We start from the raw sequence: 20,036 nt of genomic DNA on the forward strand, positions 1-20,036 counted from the left end.
CCCACCTGACTCGGGTAGATCCCCGAACAACCCGTGCGTCGCGCACCTACTGGCAGACTTGGGGAGTGGATTCGCCAACGATGCGCGCTCGAGCCGATGCGGCGCCCGGCCCCGTCCCTTCGCGACGGCGCGGCGCGGGGGTGTTGCGTTGGCTTCGGCGGCTCTTCATCGGCTCGGTGCTGATGGGGTTGGTGCTGGTCGGCGGGACCGCCTTCCGGGTGTGGCAGGTGGCGCGCATCGACGATTACGCGACCGCCGACGCCATCGTGGTGCTCGGCGCCGCGCAATACTCCGGCACCCCGTCGTCGGTGTTCGAGGCGCGACTCGACCAGGCCTACCGGCTGTTCCGGCTGGGCGTGGCGCCACGGGTGATCACCGTCGGCGGCAAGCAGGAGGGCGATCTGTACACCGAGGCGGCGTCCGGCAAGAACTACTTGCAGTCGCGCGGGGTGCCGAGCGACAAGATCCTCGCGGTCGAGACCGGCTCGGACACCTTGCGCAGCATCGAGGCGGTCGCGACGGCCATGCAGGCCCGCGACATGGGTTCCGCGGTGCTGGTCAGCGACCCATGGCATTCGCTGCGCACCCGCACCATGGCCCGCGACGAGGGCCTCGACGCCTGGACCGCGCCGACCAGGACCGGCCCCGCGGTCTACACCCGCGAATCGCAGGCGCACGGAATCGCCAGGGAGACAGGCGCTTTGCTCTGGTACCAGCTCACCCATTTCGCCGCGGACTTCCGATATACGGCAGGACAGTAGTGGACGGTTATACCGAGCACGATTGCGAACGACTCGTCGGCGAGCGGGCCAAAACCGCCGGATTGGGCCCGCCGCGTAGTGAATTCGAGACCGGTCATCGCACGGAATTCGCGCGCGATCGGGCCAGGGTGCTGCACTCCGCGGCATTGCGCCGGCTCGCGGACAAGACCCAGGTCATGGGCCCGCGTGACGGTGATACTCCGCGCACGCGGCTCACCCATTCGATCGAGGTCGCGCAGATCGGGCGCAGTATTGCCGACGGTCTCGGCTGCGACGCGGATCTGGTCGATTTGGCCGGGCTCGCCCACGACATCGGTCACCCGCCGTATGGGCACAACGGTGAAAAGGCGTTGGACGTATTCGCCGACGCGCATGGCGGTTTCGAGGGCAACGCGCAGAATCTGCGGATCCTCACCCGCCTCGAGCCGAAGGTGCTGGACGCCGAGGGGGTCAGTGCGGGGCTGAACCTGACCCGTGCCTCTCTTGATGCGGCGCTCAAATATCCCTGGGGCAGAACGGGTTCCGGCACCAAGTTCGGTGCCTACGACATCGACACCGATCGGCTCGACTGGATTCGCCAGGGTGCGCCCGAGCGGCGGCGCAGCTTGGAATGCCAGATCATGGACTGGTCCGACGACGTCGCGTATTCCGTGCACGACGTCGAGGACGGTGTGATCGCCGGGCGCATCGATCTGCGCGCGCTGGCCGATCCCGTGGAGCAGGAGGCGCTGGCCAGCCTCGGCCGGCACAAGCACTACTCCCTGTCGGCGGACGAATTGGTCGCCGCCGCGCAACGACTATCCGAGCTGCCGGTGGTCGCCGCGGTCACCGTCTACGACGGCACGCTCGCCAGTTCCGTTGCGCTCAAACGACTCACCAGCGAGCTGGTCGGCCGCTTCGCCACCGCAGCCATCATCGCGACCCGCGAGACCGCCGGCAGCGACAGCCTCTCCCGCTACGGCGCCGACCTCGAGGTCCCGCACGTGGTCGCCGCCGAGGTGGCGGTACTCAAGACCGTGGCCCTGCGCTACGTCATGTCCGACCCCGACCACAAACTCCGCCAAGCCGCCCAACGCGACCGCATCCACGCCGTCGCCGCGGGCCTACTCGCCGCCGCACCACAGAGCCTCGACCCGATGCTGCTGCCATGGTGGGACGCCGCCGCCGACGACACCGCGCGGGTCCGAGTGATCGTGGACCAGATCGCGTCCTACACCGAGAGCAGGCTCGAGCGCGTCGCAGCGGAACTCGGCGCTTGAATCCGCCTCGTTCAAGCGCCTCCGCCAGCCCCGCGGCGGTAAGTGTGACGAGGATGACGCGCCGATTGATCGTGGCGCTGCGCAGGTCCGGTCCGGTCGTCGCTGTCGGCTTCTTCGAGAGCGAGCCAGCGGAGTTGCGGTGAAGCCGGAGCCGTGGGTGAAGAACGTCGGCCCCGGCGGGTACGCTCACAGCCGTGGCCGGACGACTCCCAGATCGCGATATCGCGGCGATACGTGACCGCGTCCGCATCGAAGACATTGTGGGGGAGTACGTCGCGCTGAAGCGCGCGGGCGCGGACTCCATGAAGGGCCTGTGCCCGTTCCATGACGAGAAGTCGCCGTCGTTCCACGTGCGGCCGAATCATGGCCTCTTCCACTGCTTCGGCTGTGGTGAGGGCGGTGACGTCTTCGCGTTCCTGCAAAAGATCGACCATGTCGGCTTCGTCGAAGCGGTCGAGCAGATGGCCGACCGGATCGGCTACCAGATCAACTACGAGGGTGGCGGCACCTCGGTGCAGCGCGATCGTGGCACCCGCTCCCGGCTGGTCGCCGCCAATGCCGCCGCGCACGAGTTCTACATGGCGCAGCTGCGCGAGCCCGGCGCCGAGACCGCGCGCAAGTTCCTCACCGACCGCAATTTCGATGCCGCGGCCGCCCAGCAGTTCGGCTGCGGTTACGCGCCCGCCGGGTGGGACACGCTCACGAAACACCTGCTGCGCAAGGGCTTCGAGTTCAAGGAGCTGGAAGGTGCCGGCCTGTCCAGGCAGGGCCAGCGCGGCCCGATCGACCGGTTCCATCGCCGGCTGCTCTGGCCGATCCGCAATCTCGGCGGTGACGTCATCGGGTTCGGCGCGCGCAAGCTCTTCGACGACGACACCATGCCGGGCAAGTACATCAATACCCCGGAAACGATCCTGTACAAGAAGTCTCAGGTGCTGTTCGGCCTCGACCTGGCCAAGCGGGACATCGCCAAGGGGCATCAGGCCGTCGTCGTCGAGGGTTACACCGACGTGATGGCCATGCACCTGGCCGGTGTGAAGACCGCCGTCGCGTCCTGTGGCACCGCGTTCGGCGAGGAGCACCTCGCGCTGCTGCGTCGACTGCTGCTGGACGACAACTTCTGGCGCGGCGAGATCATCTACACCTTCGACGGTGACGCGGCCGGGCAGGCAGCGGCGCTGAAAGCCTTTGCCGGAGACCAGAAGCTGGCCGGGCAGACCTACATCGCGGTCGCCCCCGACGGGCAGGACCCGTGCGAGCTACGCCAGCACTCCGGTGACGGTGCGGTCCGCGATCTGGTGGCGCGGCGAACCCCGCTGTACGAGTTCGTGATTCGCGGTCTGCTCGCCGACCACAATCTGGATACCGCTGAGGGACAGGTCGAGTCGCTGCGGCGAGCGATTCCGGTGGTCGCGCAGATCAAGGACAACGCGCTGCGCAAGGCGTACGCGACGAAGCTGGCCGGCTGGATCGGCTGGGACGATATTCAGACCGTGGTCCGCCGGGTCGGTGACGAAGCCAAACGCAATCGAATGGGCGGCGGTAGTTCCGGCGGGCGTCCGGCGCCTGCCGCGCGTCAGACCGAGGTGGTCGCCGAACATGCTGCGGCGCGGCCCAACCCGAACGACCCGACGTTGATGCCGCAGCGGCAGGTGCTGGCCGCCGCGTTGCAGTATCCGGCGATGGCCGGGGCGGTGTTCGACTCGCTCGAGGCCGATGCCTTCACTCATCCCGCGTATGCGGCGGTGCGGTTGTTGATCTTCGAGGTCGGCGGTACCGGGACCGGACTCGGGGGCGCCGAGTGGGTCAACGCGATCTCGGACCGGACCGACGATCTGACTATGCGCGCGTTGCTGTCCGAGCTGGCGAACGAGCCGTTGCCGGTGAAGAACGCGGCCGATATCCCACGGTTTGTCGCCGGCGTGCTGGCCCGGACCCAGGAGGCTTGGGTGGGGCGGCAGATCGCCGAGCTGAAGTCGAAGCTGCAACGAGTGTCGTCTACCGAGGAGCCGGACGCGTATATGGCGTTGTTCGGCGACCTGGTGGCGTTGGAGCAGTACCGGAAGAGTCTGCTGACGCAGGCGATGGGCAACCACAACGACTTCGCCACCAGGGGCTAGTACCGCCGGTTCCCCCGGGTCTTCGATGGCCTTCAGCGACGCAGTTGGTCCTGCGGCACCAGAATCGTGGTGCGCTCGTCCAGCGGCTCCATCGGTTCCAGCCGCGGCTTCGTGCTGAGCTTGTCCGACAACTTCTGCCTGCCGACCAGCACCAATTTGCGGGTCACCGGGCTTTCCGACAGCGCACGGGTCGCGGAGCTGATCTGCTCATAGCGAGCCCGCCCGGCCTTGCTGCCGAGTACATACCCGGCCGCCACGCCGATGATCAACCGCAGCATCTCGATGTGCTCCTCCCAGTTGCCTGTTCGCGGCTCTATCCTGCCCGACGCGCGGTGGCCGTGTCGATCCGGATAGGGCTGCGCGGGCGAATTCGGCAACCGATCCCGCAAAGCGCAAGGGGGCGGCCAGAATCGAGCACATGACTGGCCTCTCGCTGACCACCGAGCGCCGGACCGAACTCGCGGCGCTGCTCGACGACGATCACCGGCTCCGCACCGAATACCCGAAGGTGGCGGACTACCTCGACACCGCGCCGCTGCTGGCCGGCACCGGTGACGCGGGTGCGGACGCGGCGTTCGATCTACGGTTCGTGCACTTCATGACCGGTGGGGAGTCCGCGGATCCGTACTGGGACATCGTCGGGCCGTCGGTGGCGGTGGACGGTGGTCGCCGGGTGGTGAACGGCGGCAGGTCCAACGGGAGCGCCCGTCTCGGGTACGCGCAGACGATCTTGCAGGCCGTGTACGCCTATGCGATTCCGTCGCCGGAAACGCTGCGCTGGATAGCGCGTTTCGCCGATGGGCGACGGGTGCTGGAGTTGGGTGCCGGGCGCGGGTATTGGGCGCGGCAGCTCGCACGGCTGGGAGTCGACGTGGCGGCGTTCGATTCGGCGCCCCCGGATGAGTCCGAGAACCTGTCGTTTCCGGGCGCACCGGGCCAGCTGGACGTGTGGCAGCACGTCGGGAATCTCGCCGAGTACGCCGCCGAGTCGCACGCAGAATGCGTCCTTCGCCTGTGCTGGCCGCCCGGCTGGGGTGATCCCATGGCCTCACGGGCGCTGCACGACTTCGAGGAGGCAGGCGGAAACCGGCTGATCTTCATCGGCGAGCCGAAGGGCGGCAAGACCGGAGACGACCCGTTCTTCGATCAGCTCACCACCGCATGGATGCTGGAAAGCGAAGACCCCGACCATGTTTCGTGGTGGAACCTCGGCGATGTCGCACAGGGGTGGGTCCGCCGGACGTAGACGGTGTCGGCCTGGCCGGGCCGGTGACCCGACCAGGGTTCTCCGACCGTGCTCAGGCGGCGAGTTCTTCTCGCTTGGCCCGATGCTCCTCGCAGAGCTGCCGGGTGCTCCGGCGGATCAGCGCCGGGTCCAATCGTTGGGCGAAGGTCAGGTTCTCGTTGCGCCAGCAATCGCCGCATGCGAATTCGCTCATGTCGGCCTCCTAATTCCGTTGCTCAGCGGGTTGCTGAGGAGTGCCCACTTCGCCACCCGCTCAGCGTCTATGTATTCATACTCGCCCCTGATGGTGGCCGTACCGTTACTTCCATGTGAGAACGGTCGAACTCGCCTGGATTCATGAAGCTCTCATCTGGCGTGTTCATCGTTGCCGGCATGGGGTATCTGAGAGATTTCACGTTGGCGGGCGTCGCGCTGGTGCTCGGCGCGCTGCTGGTCGGCTGTCGGCTGTTGCCTGACGGGCTGCGTCAGCTGGTCGGCAGCTTTCTGCCCTGGCTGCTGGTGCCGACGCTGGTACTGGCCGTTGTCGCGCTGAGTCTGGGCTCCAAACTCGGCCTCGCCGCGGTGGTCGCGCCGATCCTGGCCTGGTCAGTACTTTTCGTGCCGCAGCTCGTCGAACGCCCCTACGGCGGCGAGTCCGCCGACGCCGTGCGCGTCGCCACCCAGAACCTCGGCGCCACCGGCACCGCCGCCGAATTGATCGACGCCACAGTGATTTCGGTCCAGGAACTCACCGACCGTAACCGCGCCGCCGTCGCCGCGGAACTGGACCCAGCCCACCCCTACGTCGCCACAGTCGGCACCGTAGGCCTCTGGAGCCGCTACCCCCTCGACGACATCGAACGCCTCGACCTGGACCAAGGCTGGGCCCGCGCCCTACGCGCCCGCATCCACGCACCAGCCGGCGACATCACCGTCTACGCCGTCCACCTCGGTTCCATCCGCTTCGGCGAAACCGAATCCCGCAACCGCACCCTGCGCACCCTCACCGACCTGGTCGACCGCGACCCCGCCGACCGCCTACTCGTCCTCGGCGACCTCAACACCGCCTCCACCGACCCCCAACTCACCCCACTCACCCGAACCCTCCAAGACGTCCGCACCGGCCTAGCCTTCACCTGGCCGTCCGACTTCCCCCTCACCCGCCCCGACCACATCCTCACCCGAGGCTTCACCCCCCTTGACGCCACCGTCCGCCGCACCCCCGGCAGCGACCACCGCGCCGCCACCGCAACCCTCGCCCCCACCCCACAAGTCAGCAGGTAGTGGCGCGATTTGGGCGGGCGGCAGCGTATACGCTAAAGTTTCTCCTCGGTCCGCCTAGCACAGACGGACCAGGGATAGTCCCCTATAGCTCAATTGGCAGAGCAGCCGACTGTTAATCGGCAGGTTTCTGGTTCGAGTCCAGATGGGGGAGCAGTGACCAGGGCGAACGGTAACGTTCGACCCTGGTTTTTTGCTTTTCGGGGTCAGAACGACACGGAAACGACACGCTTTCAGCGTGCGAGGCCGCCTAGAGCGGCGGTGAAGTCGGGTGCTTCGGTGGGTTGGTCGATGTAGTGGCGTTTGGTGACCGAGTCGTTGGCGTGGCCGAGCTGCCGAGCTGCGGCTTGGGGGCCGTACTGCTCGGCGATGAGCGAAGCGACGGTCTTGCGGAAGGTCTTGGGGGTGACCCAGGCGAACTTCTCACCGCGTGCCTGGCGCCACAGGCGGTTGAAGTTGTGGGGATCCCAGATGCCGCCGTCGCGGTTGGGGAAGACCAAGTCCAGCTCGGTCGCGACTGCTTCGGCCTTGACCCTCCTAAGGGTGTCTATGACGAACTGGGGCAGTACGACGGTCCGGTAGCCGGAGTCGGTCTTGGTCCATTCCTGGCGGATCAGTCCTTTGCCTTTGATTCGGATGATGGTGCCGGAGAAGGTGATCCGCGCCGGGGTGCTGTCGAGGTCGACATCGGACCAGCGCAGGGCGAGTGCTTCGCCGGGGCGCGGGCCCGTTCCGAGTTCGACGTCGGCGACGTCGAGGACCCTCGGGTTGCGTTTGGGGCCGTAGGTGTAGGCGGGAGCCCCATCGAGCGGCTCTCCATCTACCCACGCCTTTAGTTGGGCTCGAAGCTCTGTGAGGGTTTCGAGGTCGGCGGCGCGAGGTTTCTGGCGCTTGCGGGGGAGGTCGGCTACTTCGCGGACGGGGTTGCGGTCGATGGCGTCGTGGCGCACGGCCATGCTCATCATCTCGGAGAGGATGACGCGCTGCCGCCGGGCCTTCTCCCGGTGGCCATTGAGCACGATGCGTTTGAGGTACGCGTCGATGCGCGAGGTCGTCGCTTCCCATACCCGCAGGGCGCCCAGCGCCGGTTTGATTTTGACAGTGTCCTTACTGGCCCGGCGGTCGGTGGAGACGTTGATCTCCATTCGGTACAGGTCCAGACTCTGCTCGGTGATGCCTTCCTGTAGGACCTTCTCCGCCAGCCACAGGTCGGCCAAATCGGCGAGCTTCGTGTCCCGGGTGATCAAGCGGCCGCGACCCCCAGAGCGCTGGGTGAGCGCCTTGCGAAGGATGTCCTCGGCCTGCCCCTTCGTGGGACCGAATTTGTGTACTGGGCGGGTGATTCCGTCGTCGTCTCGGTAGCGCGTGGTGGCGCGCCAGCTTCCGTTTGGCTGCCGCTTGGAGGTGATCCGGCCGTAGGTGCCGATAGGCAGCGATTGTCTGGGCATCACTGTCCTTTCTGGGATCGGTCTGGTGAGTCAGTCCGTTTGAGTGTTTTGCCTGGCTCGACGGGCAGGAGATGCCGTGGCGGGCTGGAAGATTGCTGTCTTCGCACGGGCGAGGTCTAGGCACGAAAACTGCCTCATCGCAGCGGACTACGTCAAGACGAGAATGATTGCTAATGTGTAGCTGTCTGTGTCTGGCGCTCAGTGATCTCTGCTGCGACCGCGGTCGGGCCGAGTGGGCGGTCGGCGGTGGGAATCTTGGCCTGGATACTCGACTCTCGACGGTGCGCTCTTGTCTAGCTGATCCTGTTCCCAGAGCAGTAGATCGCTGAGGCGATACCGGCGATATCGACCGATGCGTGCGTATCTCGGTCCCCGCCCGGCCGATGCCCAGACCGCAAGTGTCTTCTTCGGGATTTTCAGACGCGCGGCCAATTCTTCGGTGCTGAGCCACACGTCATCAGGATTCATTTGGATGTCCTCGGGTGCGAAGAACTCTGTTGTGCAGCATGCTGCGGCAGCTCGCAACCGAAAGATGTTGATGCCCAATTGATTACAGGCGTGAAGAGTGGCTGACTCGTCAGATGGGCCCGATCGGACCTGTTCAGCGACGGCTTGGCTGGTAGTCGATCTATTCGAGCGCTCGTCAGCTGGGCAGGTGGCCGGGAGATGATTGTGGGCATGGCAGGTCGCTTTCTGCCCGTCGCACTGATTCTCCCAAAGTCCATGAAACCTGATCTTCGGCCAATGCGCCACAACTAGGTCTACGGACGTTCCGATCGAACTTCATTCCGGCAGGCACGTCGAGGACGTCCTGGCGGGGGCCTCGTTACAACGCCTCCCATTGCCAGGGTCGCGGAACTTGCCCGCGTAGGCACGCGATCCGGTGCTTGGCTTGTCGAGCTGCATTGCCGTTGCCTGCTGATTGGGCAACGGCGAACGCGACCCACCGCAGCTCTTGGATGTCGGCGAGGATTCGGAATCCTGGCCACTCGGTGACGTCATCGCCGCCGTACGCGGTGACGAAAGACTGATAGTCGTCGTAGGGCACGCGGCTGAAATCGGTGTAGTCCACACCTAGTTGGGTGAGGTCCCATTCGCGCCGGCCGATCGACATCTTGTCGAGGTCGAGCACTGTCGGGATGCCCGAGGGTGGCACTACCAGGTTGCCTTGCCAGGCATCGCCGTGAATCACGCAGGGAGAAAGGGTGTTTGGCAAAGAATAGTACTGGGCGCGTAGTCGGGCGTAGTGCTGGAGCAGCCACGTTCGATCGTCCCGGTCGAGCATGTCTGCGGTGTCGATGCGTTCCTCGAGCCCGGTGAAGGGGTCGTAGGCGGGGAGTTCGAATTCGGATGGTGGCGACAACTCGTGCAGCGCCCGCAGCATTGCGCCCAGCTCGCCTGGCGTCGACGGACGGTGGTCAGGGATCAAACGCCACCATGTGACGGGGCGGTCGTCGACGACGACCGGTTGCGTCAGTGAGGTTTCGGCCTCGACCGTCGGTATCCCGGAATCGTTGAGCCACTGGGAGACTCGCAATTCACGTTTGGCGTCATCGATGCTGCCTGGTTGTCCGATCCGGGCGACGATGTTATCGGCCAACCGGTAGATCGCATGTGATCCGTCTCGAATTACTTCGGCACCACGCAGATCGACGCCGCTGACTTCTGCGGCTTTGGCCAACACCTCGTCTGCCGAGGTGTGCGAGCGTGGCGAACTCATTGATCCGAACCTGTTGGTGCGCTGCTGGCAATGGCGTACCGCAGTTCCGCGACTTCCGTCATCCGGCGCCGAGGTGCTGCTGCTGCCGCCAGCGTGCGGAGTTCGTTCTGGATGCGCTGTGAGCGAAAGGCGGTGGCTTGCTGGGTAGCTTGCAGGCCGATGACAGCGGCTTCTCTCGGATCATCCAATTGCATTGTCAGCGTGGCCAATCGAGTAAGCGAGAAGGTTCGCGACCGCGGATACTGGGTTCCTTGGAGCGCGACGGCTTCACGAATCCTTGGTGCTGCCAAGTCGATTCGCTGCCGTGCTTTCGCGACGGGCATCAATGCCTTCCCGGTGCTGCCGAGGTGCTCGGCGGTGTCGTAGTAGCACAGCCAGGGAGCGTCGGTGGCGGGCGTGCGGTTGGCGAAATGCTCGTCAGATCGGGCGACCTCGGCGAGAGCCTCTTGCGTCCGTCCCGTTGCGGCAAGGAACTGGGCGCGCAGTGCGCTGAGCATCGCGCGGGCGGTGGCGGACAGTCGGTCTGACCGGACCTGAGCGAGTTCGATCAATGACAGCGCACCGTCGGTGTTGCCGATGTAGGCCATCTTTCGAGCCATATCTGCCAACGTGCTCGCGCGTAATTCCCAGGAGCCGGCGTTGTCGGCACACCACAGCGCTAGTCGGAACCTGCGCTCGGCCACCGGGTAGTCGCCGATGTCGAAGGCGGCGTAACCGGCCACGCTGCTCAGGTTCCCGATTGCTTCGAGCAGCGCACGTCGAGTGGCCGGTGCGGAATGCCCGTCGAGCAGCCGGACGAAGCGGGTGACCTGTGCGCCTGCGGTGAGGCTGGCTGAGCCGCCACCATGCAGGTTCTCGGCCTGAGCGGCCTCCCGCGTGGCGGTCTGCACTTGGTCCACATCCGTCCAGCCCACGCGGCTGACCGGCTTGTCGTCCGTTGTGCTCGATCCGAGATAGGTGGCAGGGATGACGCCCGGATCGAACGGGCTGAACAGATTCACCGCCAACGTTCCATCGGGAGATTGGGTGTCTTCCCGTCGCTGACGGGAGGGGATAAACCCGAGTTCGCTATCGGTTGCGCTGAGAACGGCGCGGAATGCCTCGCGGTATCGCTCGTTCGGCCATCGGACCACGCCGCGCTCGTAGCGCGCGATAGTGCGGGCGTCTAGTTCGCAGCGCTGCCGGTGAGTGCGCCACAGGTAGCTGTTGACCGCTTCCGCCAGTTCGGCACGGCACATCGCTCGCCGAGGCTCAACCCTTGACGGTGTCGCCTCGCGTCGCCGTTGTAGATGCACGTTCGGTGGCATGTGCCCCCTTGCCGAGTAACCGGTCGGCTCAGTTTATCCAGCGGCACTCGGATGGAGCGGACGGACGGTGTTCTGCCCCGTAACTTGCCCTCTTGCTGGACCTCGTTGACGACGAATCTAGAAGATGACCATCACGAGCACCGACTCACCAAATCTGGGGGATCCAATGAGATCGTGCGAATCACTTCGGGGCACTATCGGCAGTTCACTAGCGCCCTGCGTCAGCGCGCAGACGATCGAACCATCCTGGCGCACAAGCAGACTCGCCACCCAAGGCCGATCGATGCTTCGAGCTGGTGTCGTTGGTCTCGGTCACCAGGCGGTGGATGATCATCTGCCAGGGTTGCTCGCGTCCAGTACCGCTGAGCTTGTCGCCGTCTGTGATGAGAATCCGGGGATCGTTGTCGAACAGAAGCAGCGGTACCAGGTGTCGGGCTACACCGATTTCCGGGAGATGTTGAATGCTGAGCGGCTCGACTTCGTCATCGTTTGCGTTCCGCACGATGTCGGGCGAAGTGTGATCGAAGCGGCCGCGGAACATGGGGTTCACGTCCTGAAGGAGAAGCCGTTCGCTACGGGTTTGGTCGAGGCCGTCGAACTTGCCGACCTGTGTGAACAGTCCGGCATCCAGCTGATGGTCACGCTGCAGCGCCGCTTCAACCCGATCTACAGCAGCTTTACCCAGCTCGCAGACCAGATCGGTACACCGTTCCTGGTAGACGCTCGCTACACCGTGCACGTTGAAGACCCTTCCGATGGCTGGCGTGGCGTCACGGCCAAGGCCGGAGGTGGCTGCGTGATCGATATGGGCTACCACCTGATCGACCTGCTTCTCTGGTATTTCGGTCTACCGGACAGCATCACCGCTGACCTATCGATCAGTGCTCGGCCGGATCGTAACTATGACGCCGAAGACACTGCGCTCGTTCACTTCTCCTACGACACAGGCCTATACGGATCGCTGCTGCTCTCGCGTTTCGTCGGTCCCAAAGCCGAGGAGATCCGGCTGATCGGCTCCGACGGCATCGTCCATCTGGAACGCGGGTGCATTCGCCGGCTGACCAACGGCGGTGAGGTCATCGAATCACTACGGCGCGAGCAAGCCTGGCCATCGGCTGCCGCCTGCCAGATCGACTACTTCCACCGCGTCATCGATGGCACTCGACCGAACCTCAGCAGTCCCGCGGACAACCTGGCCCACATGGCTTTCGTCGCGGCCTGCTACGAGGCCGCGCGTACCCGCACTTCCATCAACCCACAGGAGTTGCTGTGACATCTTCATTGGCTCTTCTCGGCGGCACACCGGTCATTAGTAAAGCGGCTCCGCACTTTTTGTGGCCGCCGCTGACGGAGGCCACCGCTGGCGCGGTGCTCTATCAACTGTGGGATGGCTTCTCCATCTACAACCGCTCCAGCGTGATCGCCGAGCTGGAAGATGCATTACAGCGCTACTTCGGCGTACGTTATGCCGTCCTCACCAGCTCCGGCACGGCCGCCCTGTACTCGATGTACGCCGCGTGCGGGATCGGGCCGGGTGACGAGGTCATCGTGCCCGCCTACACCTTCTTCGCCACGGCAACCCCGCTGCTGCACCTCGGTGCGACACCGGTGTTGGCCGACTGCGACGCCAGGGGCAATCTCGATCCGCACGACGTACCGCGACGGATCACCGACCGAACCAAAGCCATTGTGGTCACGCACATGTGGGGCATGCCCGCTCAAATCCAGAGCCTGAAACAGCTCGCCGATACCTACGGTCTGCAACTGTTCGAGGACGCGTCTCATGCTCACGGGGCGAGCGTCGCCGGCAGGAAGGTCGGTACGTTCGGGCGTGCTGCTGCGTTCAGCATGAACGGACCCAAGCCTTTGTCCGCGGGCGAAGGTGGCTTCGTGCTGACCGATGACGACGAGGTGTATCACCGAGTCCTGCTCCACGGGCAATATAACAAGCGCTGCCGTAGCGAGATCCCTTCTGACAGCGAACTGTACCGGTATGCCGTCACCGGCATGGGCCTCAAGCATCGCATCCATCCGCTGGCCGCTGCGGTTGCGCTGGAACAACTTTCGCGTCTGGGCGAGTACCTCGATGGTCGTCAGCGTATCGCTGCATACATCGCCGACGAGCTCGACGAGTTGCCAGGCGTGACGATTCCGCGGGCCGAACTAGGCGTTCAGTCATCCTGGTATGGGCTGACAATGCAGTACGACGCTGATTCCTTCAATGATTTGCCGGTCGAACGGTTCCATGAGGCGCTGCTGGCCGAAGGGTGCGCCGAGATCGATCGTCCAGGTTCCACGTGTCCGCTGAACCAGCTACCGCTGTTTCAGGAGCCAGGACCGCTGTTCCCGGCATTCACAGGGAAACTGGCCTACGCGGCGGGCGACTACCCGCGGGCGGAGGAGATCCACCACGCGACACTCAAACTGCCGGTCTGGCACGAGGAACAAGATCTGTGGATCGTGGACTGCTACATCGAAGCCATCCGCAAAGTCGCCGAACACCACACCGAGTTGAAGGGATAAGGATTGATGATCGAAACCACGCTGCTGGAGACTCTGACCAGCGATGCCGAACGCGACCAGGTACAACAGCTCGTCGTCGGCGCGGTCGTTGCGCACGACGGCAAAGTCTTGCTGCTGCAACGACCAGCCGACGATTTCATGGGCGGTATCTGGGAGCTGCCCAGCGGCAAGGTCGATCCAGGCGAAACGCTCGATCAAGCCCTCGTCCGTGAGGTGAAAGAGGAAACCGGACTCGACATCGCGGGAGTCCGAAAGTACTTGGGCGAGTTCGACTATCAATCCGGCAGTGGCAAGAAGAGTCGGCAGTTCAACTTCACCGTCGACGTCGTTGATCCCGAACCGGTCGAGCTCACCGAACACGACGCCTACACCTGGACCAGCTTGGCTGAAGAGCCACCAGTCACCGACGCAGTGAAAGAAGTACTGCATAGGCATCGGGCCGTCTGATTGCAAATGCGGGATGCGCCGGCGGCGGCCCGTCTCGGCAGGAGCGTCAACCCTGCTGGGCGCGCCCAGGCCGAGGCCGTCGCCGGATCCCGCACGAAAGGGATGAGAGAAATGCCTGACAGCAAGCTCACGGTTGATCGGATCAGGGAGCGGCTCGAACGCGAAAGACGCTTCGCTCGTGACGTTGGGTGCCCGACCAGCGATTTGCCCGTGGTCGACTACCTACATGCGCCGGTGTGGTCGTGCGGTGCGGATCCGGGTCCGATGACCACTGCGCAGGCGCATAAGGCGATGCAGGTGCACCTCGAATGCTCTGTGGACCGATGCCGGGTGCGCCGACGTGCCCGCAATACGTTGGTCGACAACGGTCGGATGGTTCTCGACGAACGAGCAGAGGGTGTGCCTGATGTCGAAGTCTGATTGCGCGTGTGGTCCATGGATCAAGTTGTCGCATTGCGGGGTCGGAGCATTCGATCCGGCATCGCAAGCCCTGGTTTCGGTTGCCTGCCCGTCGCGGTTCTGTTCGGGCTTGGTTCGGTTGGTCGATGGAAAGATCAGTGCTCATGATGGGTGGATTCCGGGGAGGTGTCCCTGGATCGGTACTCGGGTGGTCGACGATCGCTCTGAATTCCCACCTGAGCAGGTCACGGTGGTCAGAAATCCGCACCGATGAAGCTGGTCGTGCCCGTCCTGTTGCGTCAAAGTTCTAGGTCGATGTCGGGTTGTCGGGTGATCGGATCGTCGTCGACGTCGAACTCGTTGTCTTCGTCGGTGCTCAAACCACGCTGCAACTGTTGCTCGATGGCTTGCTGCGCCTCGGAGAGAGTGGCGCGTCGCTGTTGCTCCGTGCGTAGTTCATCGATCTGCCGCTGGTAGTCGGCGACGAGCACTGAGGTGCCGGCGGAGGGAGCGAACCCGCTTCGTACTGCGCTGGTGTGGACGGAATCGTCGTTGTCCTGGAGTTCGGGAGCTGGGCCGTAAAGGATTTCGTCGGTGTCCGCGAAGGCGATACGCAGTTCGAGGTCTGTAATCTGTTGTCGGAGTTGAGCGTCGGGGAGCACGATCAGCGGATTCTTCGCGACCCGATCGGCTGGCGTGACCGTGGTGTCGTGCGGCTCAGATAAGGAATCACTGGTGTGCTCGCCGTTGAGTATGTCCAGGGCTGAGTGGTCAATCTCAAGCCGGGACCACAGTGCGGCGGCAGGCATCTCATCGGGTAGTGGGCGGGTGTCGGCGGCGTTGGCGAGTCGGGTTTGGATGTCGATTCCGGCGAGGTGAGCGGTCTCGATCTTGGCGGCGATGCTCGGCCACCACGGGTCGGTGACGACCCGTGGTGCGATCTGTTGCACGACAGGTGCCCACGTGTTGGCGGGCAGGCGTGGGTCACCGAGGACATCACTGATGTGGGATTCGAGGAGCCGCTGGTGTTCTCGTTCGAGAACGGTGTGCCGTGGTGGTCCGGTGGGCCGTTGATCTCGGTCGTCTACGTGCAGCGAAGCTCGCCAGACTGCGAGTTCTCGGACGAGTTTTCGATCCTTGCCGAGGAGTGCGCGCGCCCACGGCGGAGCCGTCGCTGGTGTCCACGCCGCGGCGTCGGTGCGGATCTGGTGGGCGAGGTCGGTGACGATGCGGGCGCGGGCGGCGAGCTGGGTGGTGTCATGTTCGGCGTCCAGGCCGTCGGGGATTCCGGCGGCCCAGGGGAGTGGTCCGTGTCCGGTGGAGTGGGTGCCGGTTGGGTCCAGGCGCCAGTCCAGGACGGCGGCAACATCGTCGGCGGTGTCGAGTTCGCGTGCGTTGATCGCGGCGCGTAACTCGGTGATCGGGTCGCGTCCTGAGAGCGCGATCACCGCTAGGTGTTGGCGCAGGATGGGGTAGGCGGGGCAGTCGGTGAGGTGCGCGAGCATCGACTCGGCGTCAGCGTCGAGACGATCCAGACCTTCGGGACCGAGTGCGTTTTCGGCGGCGACACCGATCGAATCGAGGTAGATATCGAGCGCGCGGCCGATGCGCCGGTGCGGATTGAGCGCGTCACGCAGCATCGAGTGCGCCGACTTTTGCGCACCATCGCGGCCGAAAATGCGCAGCAGAACCTCGACGGCGGTGCGTGGATTCGCTGCGGGTTCGGACCAGAACGAGCCTTCTGAACCGTCCAAGGCGGTCGGGACGCAGACGTGGTTGGCGTAGATTCCGCGGGTGAGTGCGACGTAAAGCTGTTGCAGCGACTCGCGTCCGGTGAGTGCGACGTGGCAGGTTTCGGCGGTGATTCCTTGCGCGGAATCGATCGTTGTCGCGTATCCGAGGCGCACATGTTCGCTTACATAGTCGGCGGGCAGGCGCACACTGTGGCCTGGTTTTCGGCCGGGTGTGTGGTGGGTGGCGGTGAGGCTTCCGTCGTCATGTACTGCGGTGACGGTCCAGGTGTAGCCGTTTCGGACCCAGTCGCGTTCGTCTAAACGCAGTCGCGGATTGTTGCGGCGGGTGCGGATGGTGTCACCGACCGAGGCCGCTAAGCCGTCGCAGAGCACCGATTGCGCGCCCACCGGGGCACCAGTGCGAGCGAGGCGATCGGCGCGTGCGCGCGCGTTGAGTTCGGTGACCACGTTATGAGTGGCTGCCAGCATGATGGTGTCGCGGCCTGCGAGGTGATCCGCGGTCCATGCGACGAACGCGTCATCATGGACCGCGCCTTCGTGCCCGCTGTGAATGCGGCCGTTGTCCAGATACCAGCCCAGTGCGGTCGGATCGCCTTCGCGCAGCTGCAGACTCGCGGTCGCTTCAGCGCTGGAGGTGAACCGGACGACGTGGGTCAGGGTCAGTGTGGCCTCGGGAGCCGCAGCGTTCATGTCGATATCGGCGCCGCCGGCTTCGATCGATGCGAGCTGGTGAGGGTCGCCGATACAGCGGATCGTCGCGCCGCGATCGGCCAGATATCGGAGCAGGCGAAGGCGTTTGCGGTTCCCGATTTTGACGTGCTCGTCGACGATCACCAGCGTGTCAGGGTTGATATCGAGGACCCACTGCGGCAACGACGGTGGATACTCACGGTCGAGATACGAGTTGTTCGGTGTGGGTGTGTGCCGGTGCAGGACGTCGAGAACCTTGTCTACAGTCTCGACTCGTTGGTTGATCGACTCGCCGAGTACCGCCGCCGCGGACGCGGTCGGGGCGAGCCCGAGGACTTGGCCGCCGCTGGCCGTCCACGCGTCGGCGAGTACTGCCATCGCGGTTGTCTTGCCCGAACCTGCGGGTGCGTTGGTGGTGCGGACCCGCAGGTTCGATGTGGCGAAGCCTTCGATGACGCTGACTTGTCCGGCATTGAGTGGCCGATCCGGGTGGGTGGCGTTGTAGTCGGCGACTGCGGCGGTGATGGTTTCGGCGGGGAGTTGGCGGGCGCCGGGCTGGATCGAGAGGTCGATCAGCTGCTGCTCGACCGACAGGGTGCGCGCCGAGGTGTAGAGCTGGCGGTCCGCTGAGGTGTAGACGTTGGTGCCGTCGCGGCGCCGCAACACGATCGGAACGGCGCGGAGTTCGGGCTCGTCGGTCAGATCTGGATCCTGTTGGGCGATGGCGTGGGTGGGGGAGATGGTCTCGGCGAGTACCGCTTCGGCGACGGGTTCCCAGTCCTCGCCTGCCACTTGTCCGCGGAGTTGGCGTTCGATTTCGGCGCGCAGGTTGGTGGTCGTCCAGGTGGCGCGGTGTTCGGATACGACGTCGATGACGCGCTCGGCGGCGCGGGTGATCCAGTGCTCGGTGATCTGCGGGCGGAGCGCACGGAGCGGATTCAACGTCGTATGGACCATGCGTGCCAACGCTTCTCGACCTCCGAGTAGTCGCTCGGCTTCCGTGCGCCAGGTGCTGCGCTGCTCGGCAAGGGAGCGTGGGAGGTGTTTGGCGGGGCGGGTTTCGAGGGTGGCGCGCTCGGCCAGGTCGAACATTTCTCCTGGTGTTGGTTCGCGTCCGTGGTGGGTTTGGAACTGTGCGGTGAGCTCGCCGAGGCGGGTGGTGATCGCGGTGTCGCGCCGCGACCAGGCGGTGATCAACGGTGTTGGGATACCGACGATTTCCCGAATCGGGCGTTTGGCGGGGTCTTGGCCGGGACGTTCGGTGAACTCGACGCCGGCCAATCGTTCGAGGTGATGTTCGAGGCGGGTGTTGTAGATCTCCGAGACCGTCACCAGCGCGTGGTAGATCTGGGTTCCGTCGAGGGTGCGCCACTTGCCGTCGAGCGTGCGTACGCGGTTGGCAATCAGCACGTGGGTGTGTAGGTCCGGGTCACCTGCACGGCTGTCGCGGTGGGAGAAGACGGCCGCGACGATCCCTTCGACCTCGACCTGCCGGACCCCGTGGCGGCCCAACCTGGTGAAGATTGCATGCTGCTCGAGCCAGCGCAGCGCGTCGGTGATCGCGGCGTGGTGTGCGGCCTCGATCTGCTCGGACACCGCGCGTGGCGCGACCGCCCACAGCACCGAGACCGACTTGACCGGTGAGAAGGTGATGTCGAAACCGGCGACCGCGGTGGTGTGCGGGCGCGAGTTCTTGGCCACCCACCCCGACAGTTCACGCGCATCAACCGGTGGCCGGTCGTAGGTTTCGGTGAACATTTCGAACGCGATATCGGTGCGAATTTGTGCCCGATCCCTATCGGAAATAGCATCGTCAGGAGGTAGATCGTGCGCGATATTGTGTTGCTCGAACGCTTTGGCGCACCTTTTCCGGAACTCGGAAACATCGGCATAGAGCGGGAATGGATGACCCAAACGGGTCGCCTTGTCAGCGGCTCGGACGGCGTCCTTGTGCTTCGCGCCGAGTTCCATCTGCTCGTCGTAGACGCGGTCTCCGATCGCCTCGGCGTTCGGATGGCGACCTAGTCCGAACAGGGACTTCATCTGTTCCTCGGTGACCTCCTCACCAGGATGGATGCCCAGGCCGGCCAACCCGGAGCCGTGCCAGCGGCCCGGTATCTCGCCTCGTGCGGAGTAGTAGTCGGCGAGGCTGGATCGGCCTCGGGAAGTGACATCGTTCGCGGCGACATTGCGGAGATAATATTGATACCCATTGCCAGCCACGACTTTATGGAGCGTCGCGGTCATACCTCCAGCAAGCACCTCGGCGTCGAATTAGTCCAGGCGTCGGACCCATCTCATTAGTATCAAATCCGCCAAAACCCCTGGTAGTTATCGAATCGTTATCCTTGGTGCAAGAGGTCTGCTTGCGAGAAAGGTGGAGAAAGTGGGTTTGGTGGTCATAGCGGGGAGAAGTGTAGATGCGAGAGGGAGCGGTGCGGAGGGTGGTGGAAGGTAGTTGGGCTGGTGCGCAGTGGTTAGGGGTGCTGGTATCCCGAGGTTCACGAGGGCAGGGAGAAGCGGCGAGAGACTGCGTGTTCGGCGGGCACCGGGGAACGGTTGGCCGTGCATAGTCTGGGACAGCAACGCTGACAATGGGATTGGCAGGAGGGCGTGCGGCGAGCCGACCATCGTGGCGGCTCATCGACGGCAGGTGGCGTTACTGAGCGGCGTCATGCGCAGCCCGGCCGCGGTGGTGGCGCGATGCTTGGGGCAAGACTCAGTCGGGGCTGGCGCGGGCCTATAGTGCGAAGAGCTCTGGTAGGCGGTTGCCGGAAGGGGATGTGAGGTGGGCGAGCTTCGGGTTGAGGTGAATCGACTCCGGGAAGCGGCGCGATTCATCTCGGAGAAGGCCCAGCGCATCAAGGATGGGGTCGGCAAGCTCGATGGCACGGTTGGGCGAGAGTTGCTCGTTGACGGATGGCAGGGCAAGGCCGCGTCTGCCTATGACGAGTCGTGGGTCGAATGGAAGCAGGGCGCCGAGCTGATCGTTGCTGCCCTGGAAGATTCAGCGGCGAACCTGTTGACGGCAGCGAATGAGTACGAGCTGCGCGATACCAATTTTCGGGACGCGATCGACCAAGCTGGTGGGCAGGTGTAGGC

Annotated in this window: 17 protein-coding genes and 1 tRNA gene; 11 read left to right on the forward strand and 7 right to left on the reverse strand. The window is 64.7% G+C overall.

Going from position 1 to position 20,036, the window contains the following annotated elements:
- Positions 1-80: 80 nt before the first annotated feature.
- From AB0M22_RS19660 to dnaG, 3 genes are all read left to right on the forward strand, one after another.
- Entirely contained in the window at positions 81-761 is a 681-nt protein-coding gene (locus AB0M22_RS19660) for a YdcF family protein (RefSeq protein ID WP_364728387.1), read from the forward strand.
- Positions 761-2,020, forward strand: coding sequence for a deoxyguanosinetriphosphate triphosphohydrolase (locus AB0M22_RS19665; RefSeq protein WP_364728390.1), 1,260 nt, complete (start codon positions 761-763; stop codon positions 2,018-2,020). The genes AB0M22_RS19660 and AB0M22_RS19665 overlap by 1 nt, the downstream gene beginning before the upstream one ends.
- A gap of 194 nt (positions 2,021-2,214) precedes the next feature.
- Positions 2,215-4,140: a DNA primase gene (gene dnaG / locus AB0M22_RS19670; protein ID WP_364728392.1), complete on the forward strand. Its 1,926-nt coding sequence runs from the start codon at positions 2,215-2,217 to the stop codon at positions 4,138-4,140.
- A 32-nt stretch (positions 4,141-4,172) separates the two neighbouring features.
- Here dnaG and AB0M22_RS19675 read toward each other — a convergent pair whose 3' ends face one another.
- The gene (locus AB0M22_RS19675) at positions 4,173-4,418 is read right to left on the reverse strand and encodes a hypothetical protein (RefSeq protein WP_364728395.1); all 246 of its coding nucleotides are present in this window, start codon (positions 4,416-4,418) and stop codon (positions 4,173-4,175) included.
- 140 nt (positions 4,419-4,558) lie between these two features.
- On the opposite strand from AB0M22_RS19675, the gene AB0M22_RS19680 reads away from it, so the two are divergent.
- Positions 4,559-5,386, forward strand: coding sequence for a hypothetical protein (locus AB0M22_RS19680; RefSeq protein WP_364728397.1), 828 nt, complete (start codon positions 4,559-4,561; stop codon positions 5,384-5,386).
- 52 nt (positions 5,387-5,438) lie between these two features.
- On the opposite strand, the gene AB0M22_RS19685 is transcribed toward AB0M22_RS19680, so the two are convergent.
- On the reverse strand, positions 5,439-5,579 hold the full coding sequence (locus tag AB0M22_RS19685; protein WP_191094305.1) for a hypothetical protein: 141 nt from the start codon (positions 5,577-5,579) through the stop codon (positions 5,439-5,441).
- A 143-nt stretch (positions 5,580-5,722) separates the two neighbouring features.
- Between AB0M22_RS19685 and AB0M22_RS19690 the strand changes: the two genes are divergently transcribed.
- The gene (locus AB0M22_RS19690; protein WP_364728400.1) at positions 5,723-6,649 is read left to right on the forward strand and encodes an endonuclease/exonuclease/phosphatase family protein; all 927 of its coding nucleotides are present in this window, start codon (positions 5,723-5,725) and stop codon (positions 6,647-6,649) included.
- A 78-nt stretch (positions 6,650-6,727) separates the two neighbouring features.
- Positions 6,728-6,800, forward strand: a tRNA-Asn gene (locus AB0M22_RS19695).
- A 79-nt stretch (positions 6,801-6,879) separates the two neighbouring features.
- Here AB0M22_RS19695 and AB0M22_RS19700 read toward each other — a convergent pair.
- From AB0M22_RS19700 to AB0M22_RS19715, 4 genes are all read right to left on the reverse strand, one after another.
- Complete coding sequence (locus AB0M22_RS19700) at positions 6,880-8,094, reverse strand: site-specific integrase (protein ID WP_364728402.1); 1,215 nt, start codon at positions 8,092-8,094, stop codon at positions 6,880-6,882.
- Between the two features lie 198 nt (positions 8,095-8,292).
- Positions 8,293-8,562, reverse strand: a complete 270-nt coding sequence (locus AB0M22_RS19705; RefSeq protein ID WP_364729820.1) for a helix-turn-helix domain-containing protein — start codon at positions 8,560-8,562, stop codon at positions 8,293-8,295.
- A 358-nt stretch (positions 8,563-8,920) separates the two neighbouring features.
- Positions 8,921-9,814 carry an aminoglycoside phosphotransferase family protein gene (locus AB0M22_RS19710; protein WP_364728405.1) on the reverse strand — a complete coding sequence of 298 codons (894 nt, stop codon included), beginning with the start codon at positions 9,812-9,814 and terminating at the stop codon, positions 8,921-8,923.
- Complete coding sequence (locus AB0M22_RS19715; protein ID WP_364728408.1) at positions 9,811-10,815, reverse strand: XRE family transcriptional regulator; 1,005 nt, start codon at positions 10,813-10,815, stop codon at positions 9,811-9,813. The genes AB0M22_RS19710 and AB0M22_RS19715 overlap by 4 nt, the downstream gene beginning before the upstream one ends.
- Positions 10,816-11,404: 589 nt before the next feature.
- On the opposite strand from AB0M22_RS19715, the gene AB0M22_RS19720 reads away from it, so the two are divergent.
- The 4 genes from AB0M22_RS19720 to AB0M22_RS19735 all read left to right on the forward strand — a co-directional run bounded on the left by AB0M22_RS19720 (position 11,405) and on the right by AB0M22_RS19735 (position 14,511).
- Positions 11,405-12,394, forward strand: coding sequence for a Gfo/Idh/MocA family oxidoreductase (locus AB0M22_RS19720; RefSeq protein WP_364728410.1), 990 nt, complete (start codon positions 11,405-11,407; stop codon positions 12,392-12,394).
- Entirely contained in the window at positions 12,391-13,644 is a 1,254-nt protein-coding gene (locus AB0M22_RS19725; RefSeq protein ID WP_364728413.1) for a DegT/DnrJ/EryC1/StrS family aminotransferase, read from the forward strand. The genes AB0M22_RS19720 and AB0M22_RS19725 overlap by 4 nt, the downstream gene beginning before the upstream one ends.
- Positions 13,645-13,650: 6 nt before the next feature.
- Complete coding sequence (locus AB0M22_RS19730; RefSeq protein WP_357389748.1) at positions 13,651-14,091, forward strand: NUDIX domain-containing protein; 441 nt, start codon at positions 13,651-13,653, stop codon at positions 14,089-14,091.
- A gap of 111 nt (positions 14,092-14,202) precedes the next feature.
- Positions 14,203-14,511: a hypothetical protein gene (locus tag AB0M22_RS19735; RefSeq protein WP_364728415.1), complete on the forward strand. Its 309-nt coding sequence runs from the start codon at positions 14,203-14,205 to the stop codon at positions 14,509-14,511.
- 278 nt (positions 14,512-14,789) lie between these two features.
- On the opposite strand, the gene mobF is transcribed toward AB0M22_RS19735, so the two are convergent.
- Complete coding sequence (mobF, locus tag AB0M22_RS19740) at positions 14,790-19,181, reverse strand: MobF family relaxase (RefSeq protein WP_364728418.1); 4,392 nt, start codon at positions 19,179-19,181, stop codon at positions 14,790-14,792.
- 541 nt (positions 19,182-19,722) lie between these two features.
- Here mobF and AB0M22_RS19745 point away from each other — a divergent pair.
- Positions 19,723-20,034 (forward strand): WXG100 family type VII secretion target, encoded by a 312-nt coding sequence (locus AB0M22_RS19745; RefSeq protein ID WP_364728420.1) that lies wholly within the window; start codon positions 19,723-19,725, stop codon positions 20,032-20,034.
- The last annotated feature ends 2 nt before the right edge of the window (positions 20,035-20,036 follow it).

The organism is Nocardia sp. NPDC051756 (genome assembly GCF_040681495.1).
Taxonomy (GTDB): domain Bacteria; phylum Actinomycetota; class Actinomycetes; order Mycobacteriales; family Mycobacteriaceae; genus Nocardia.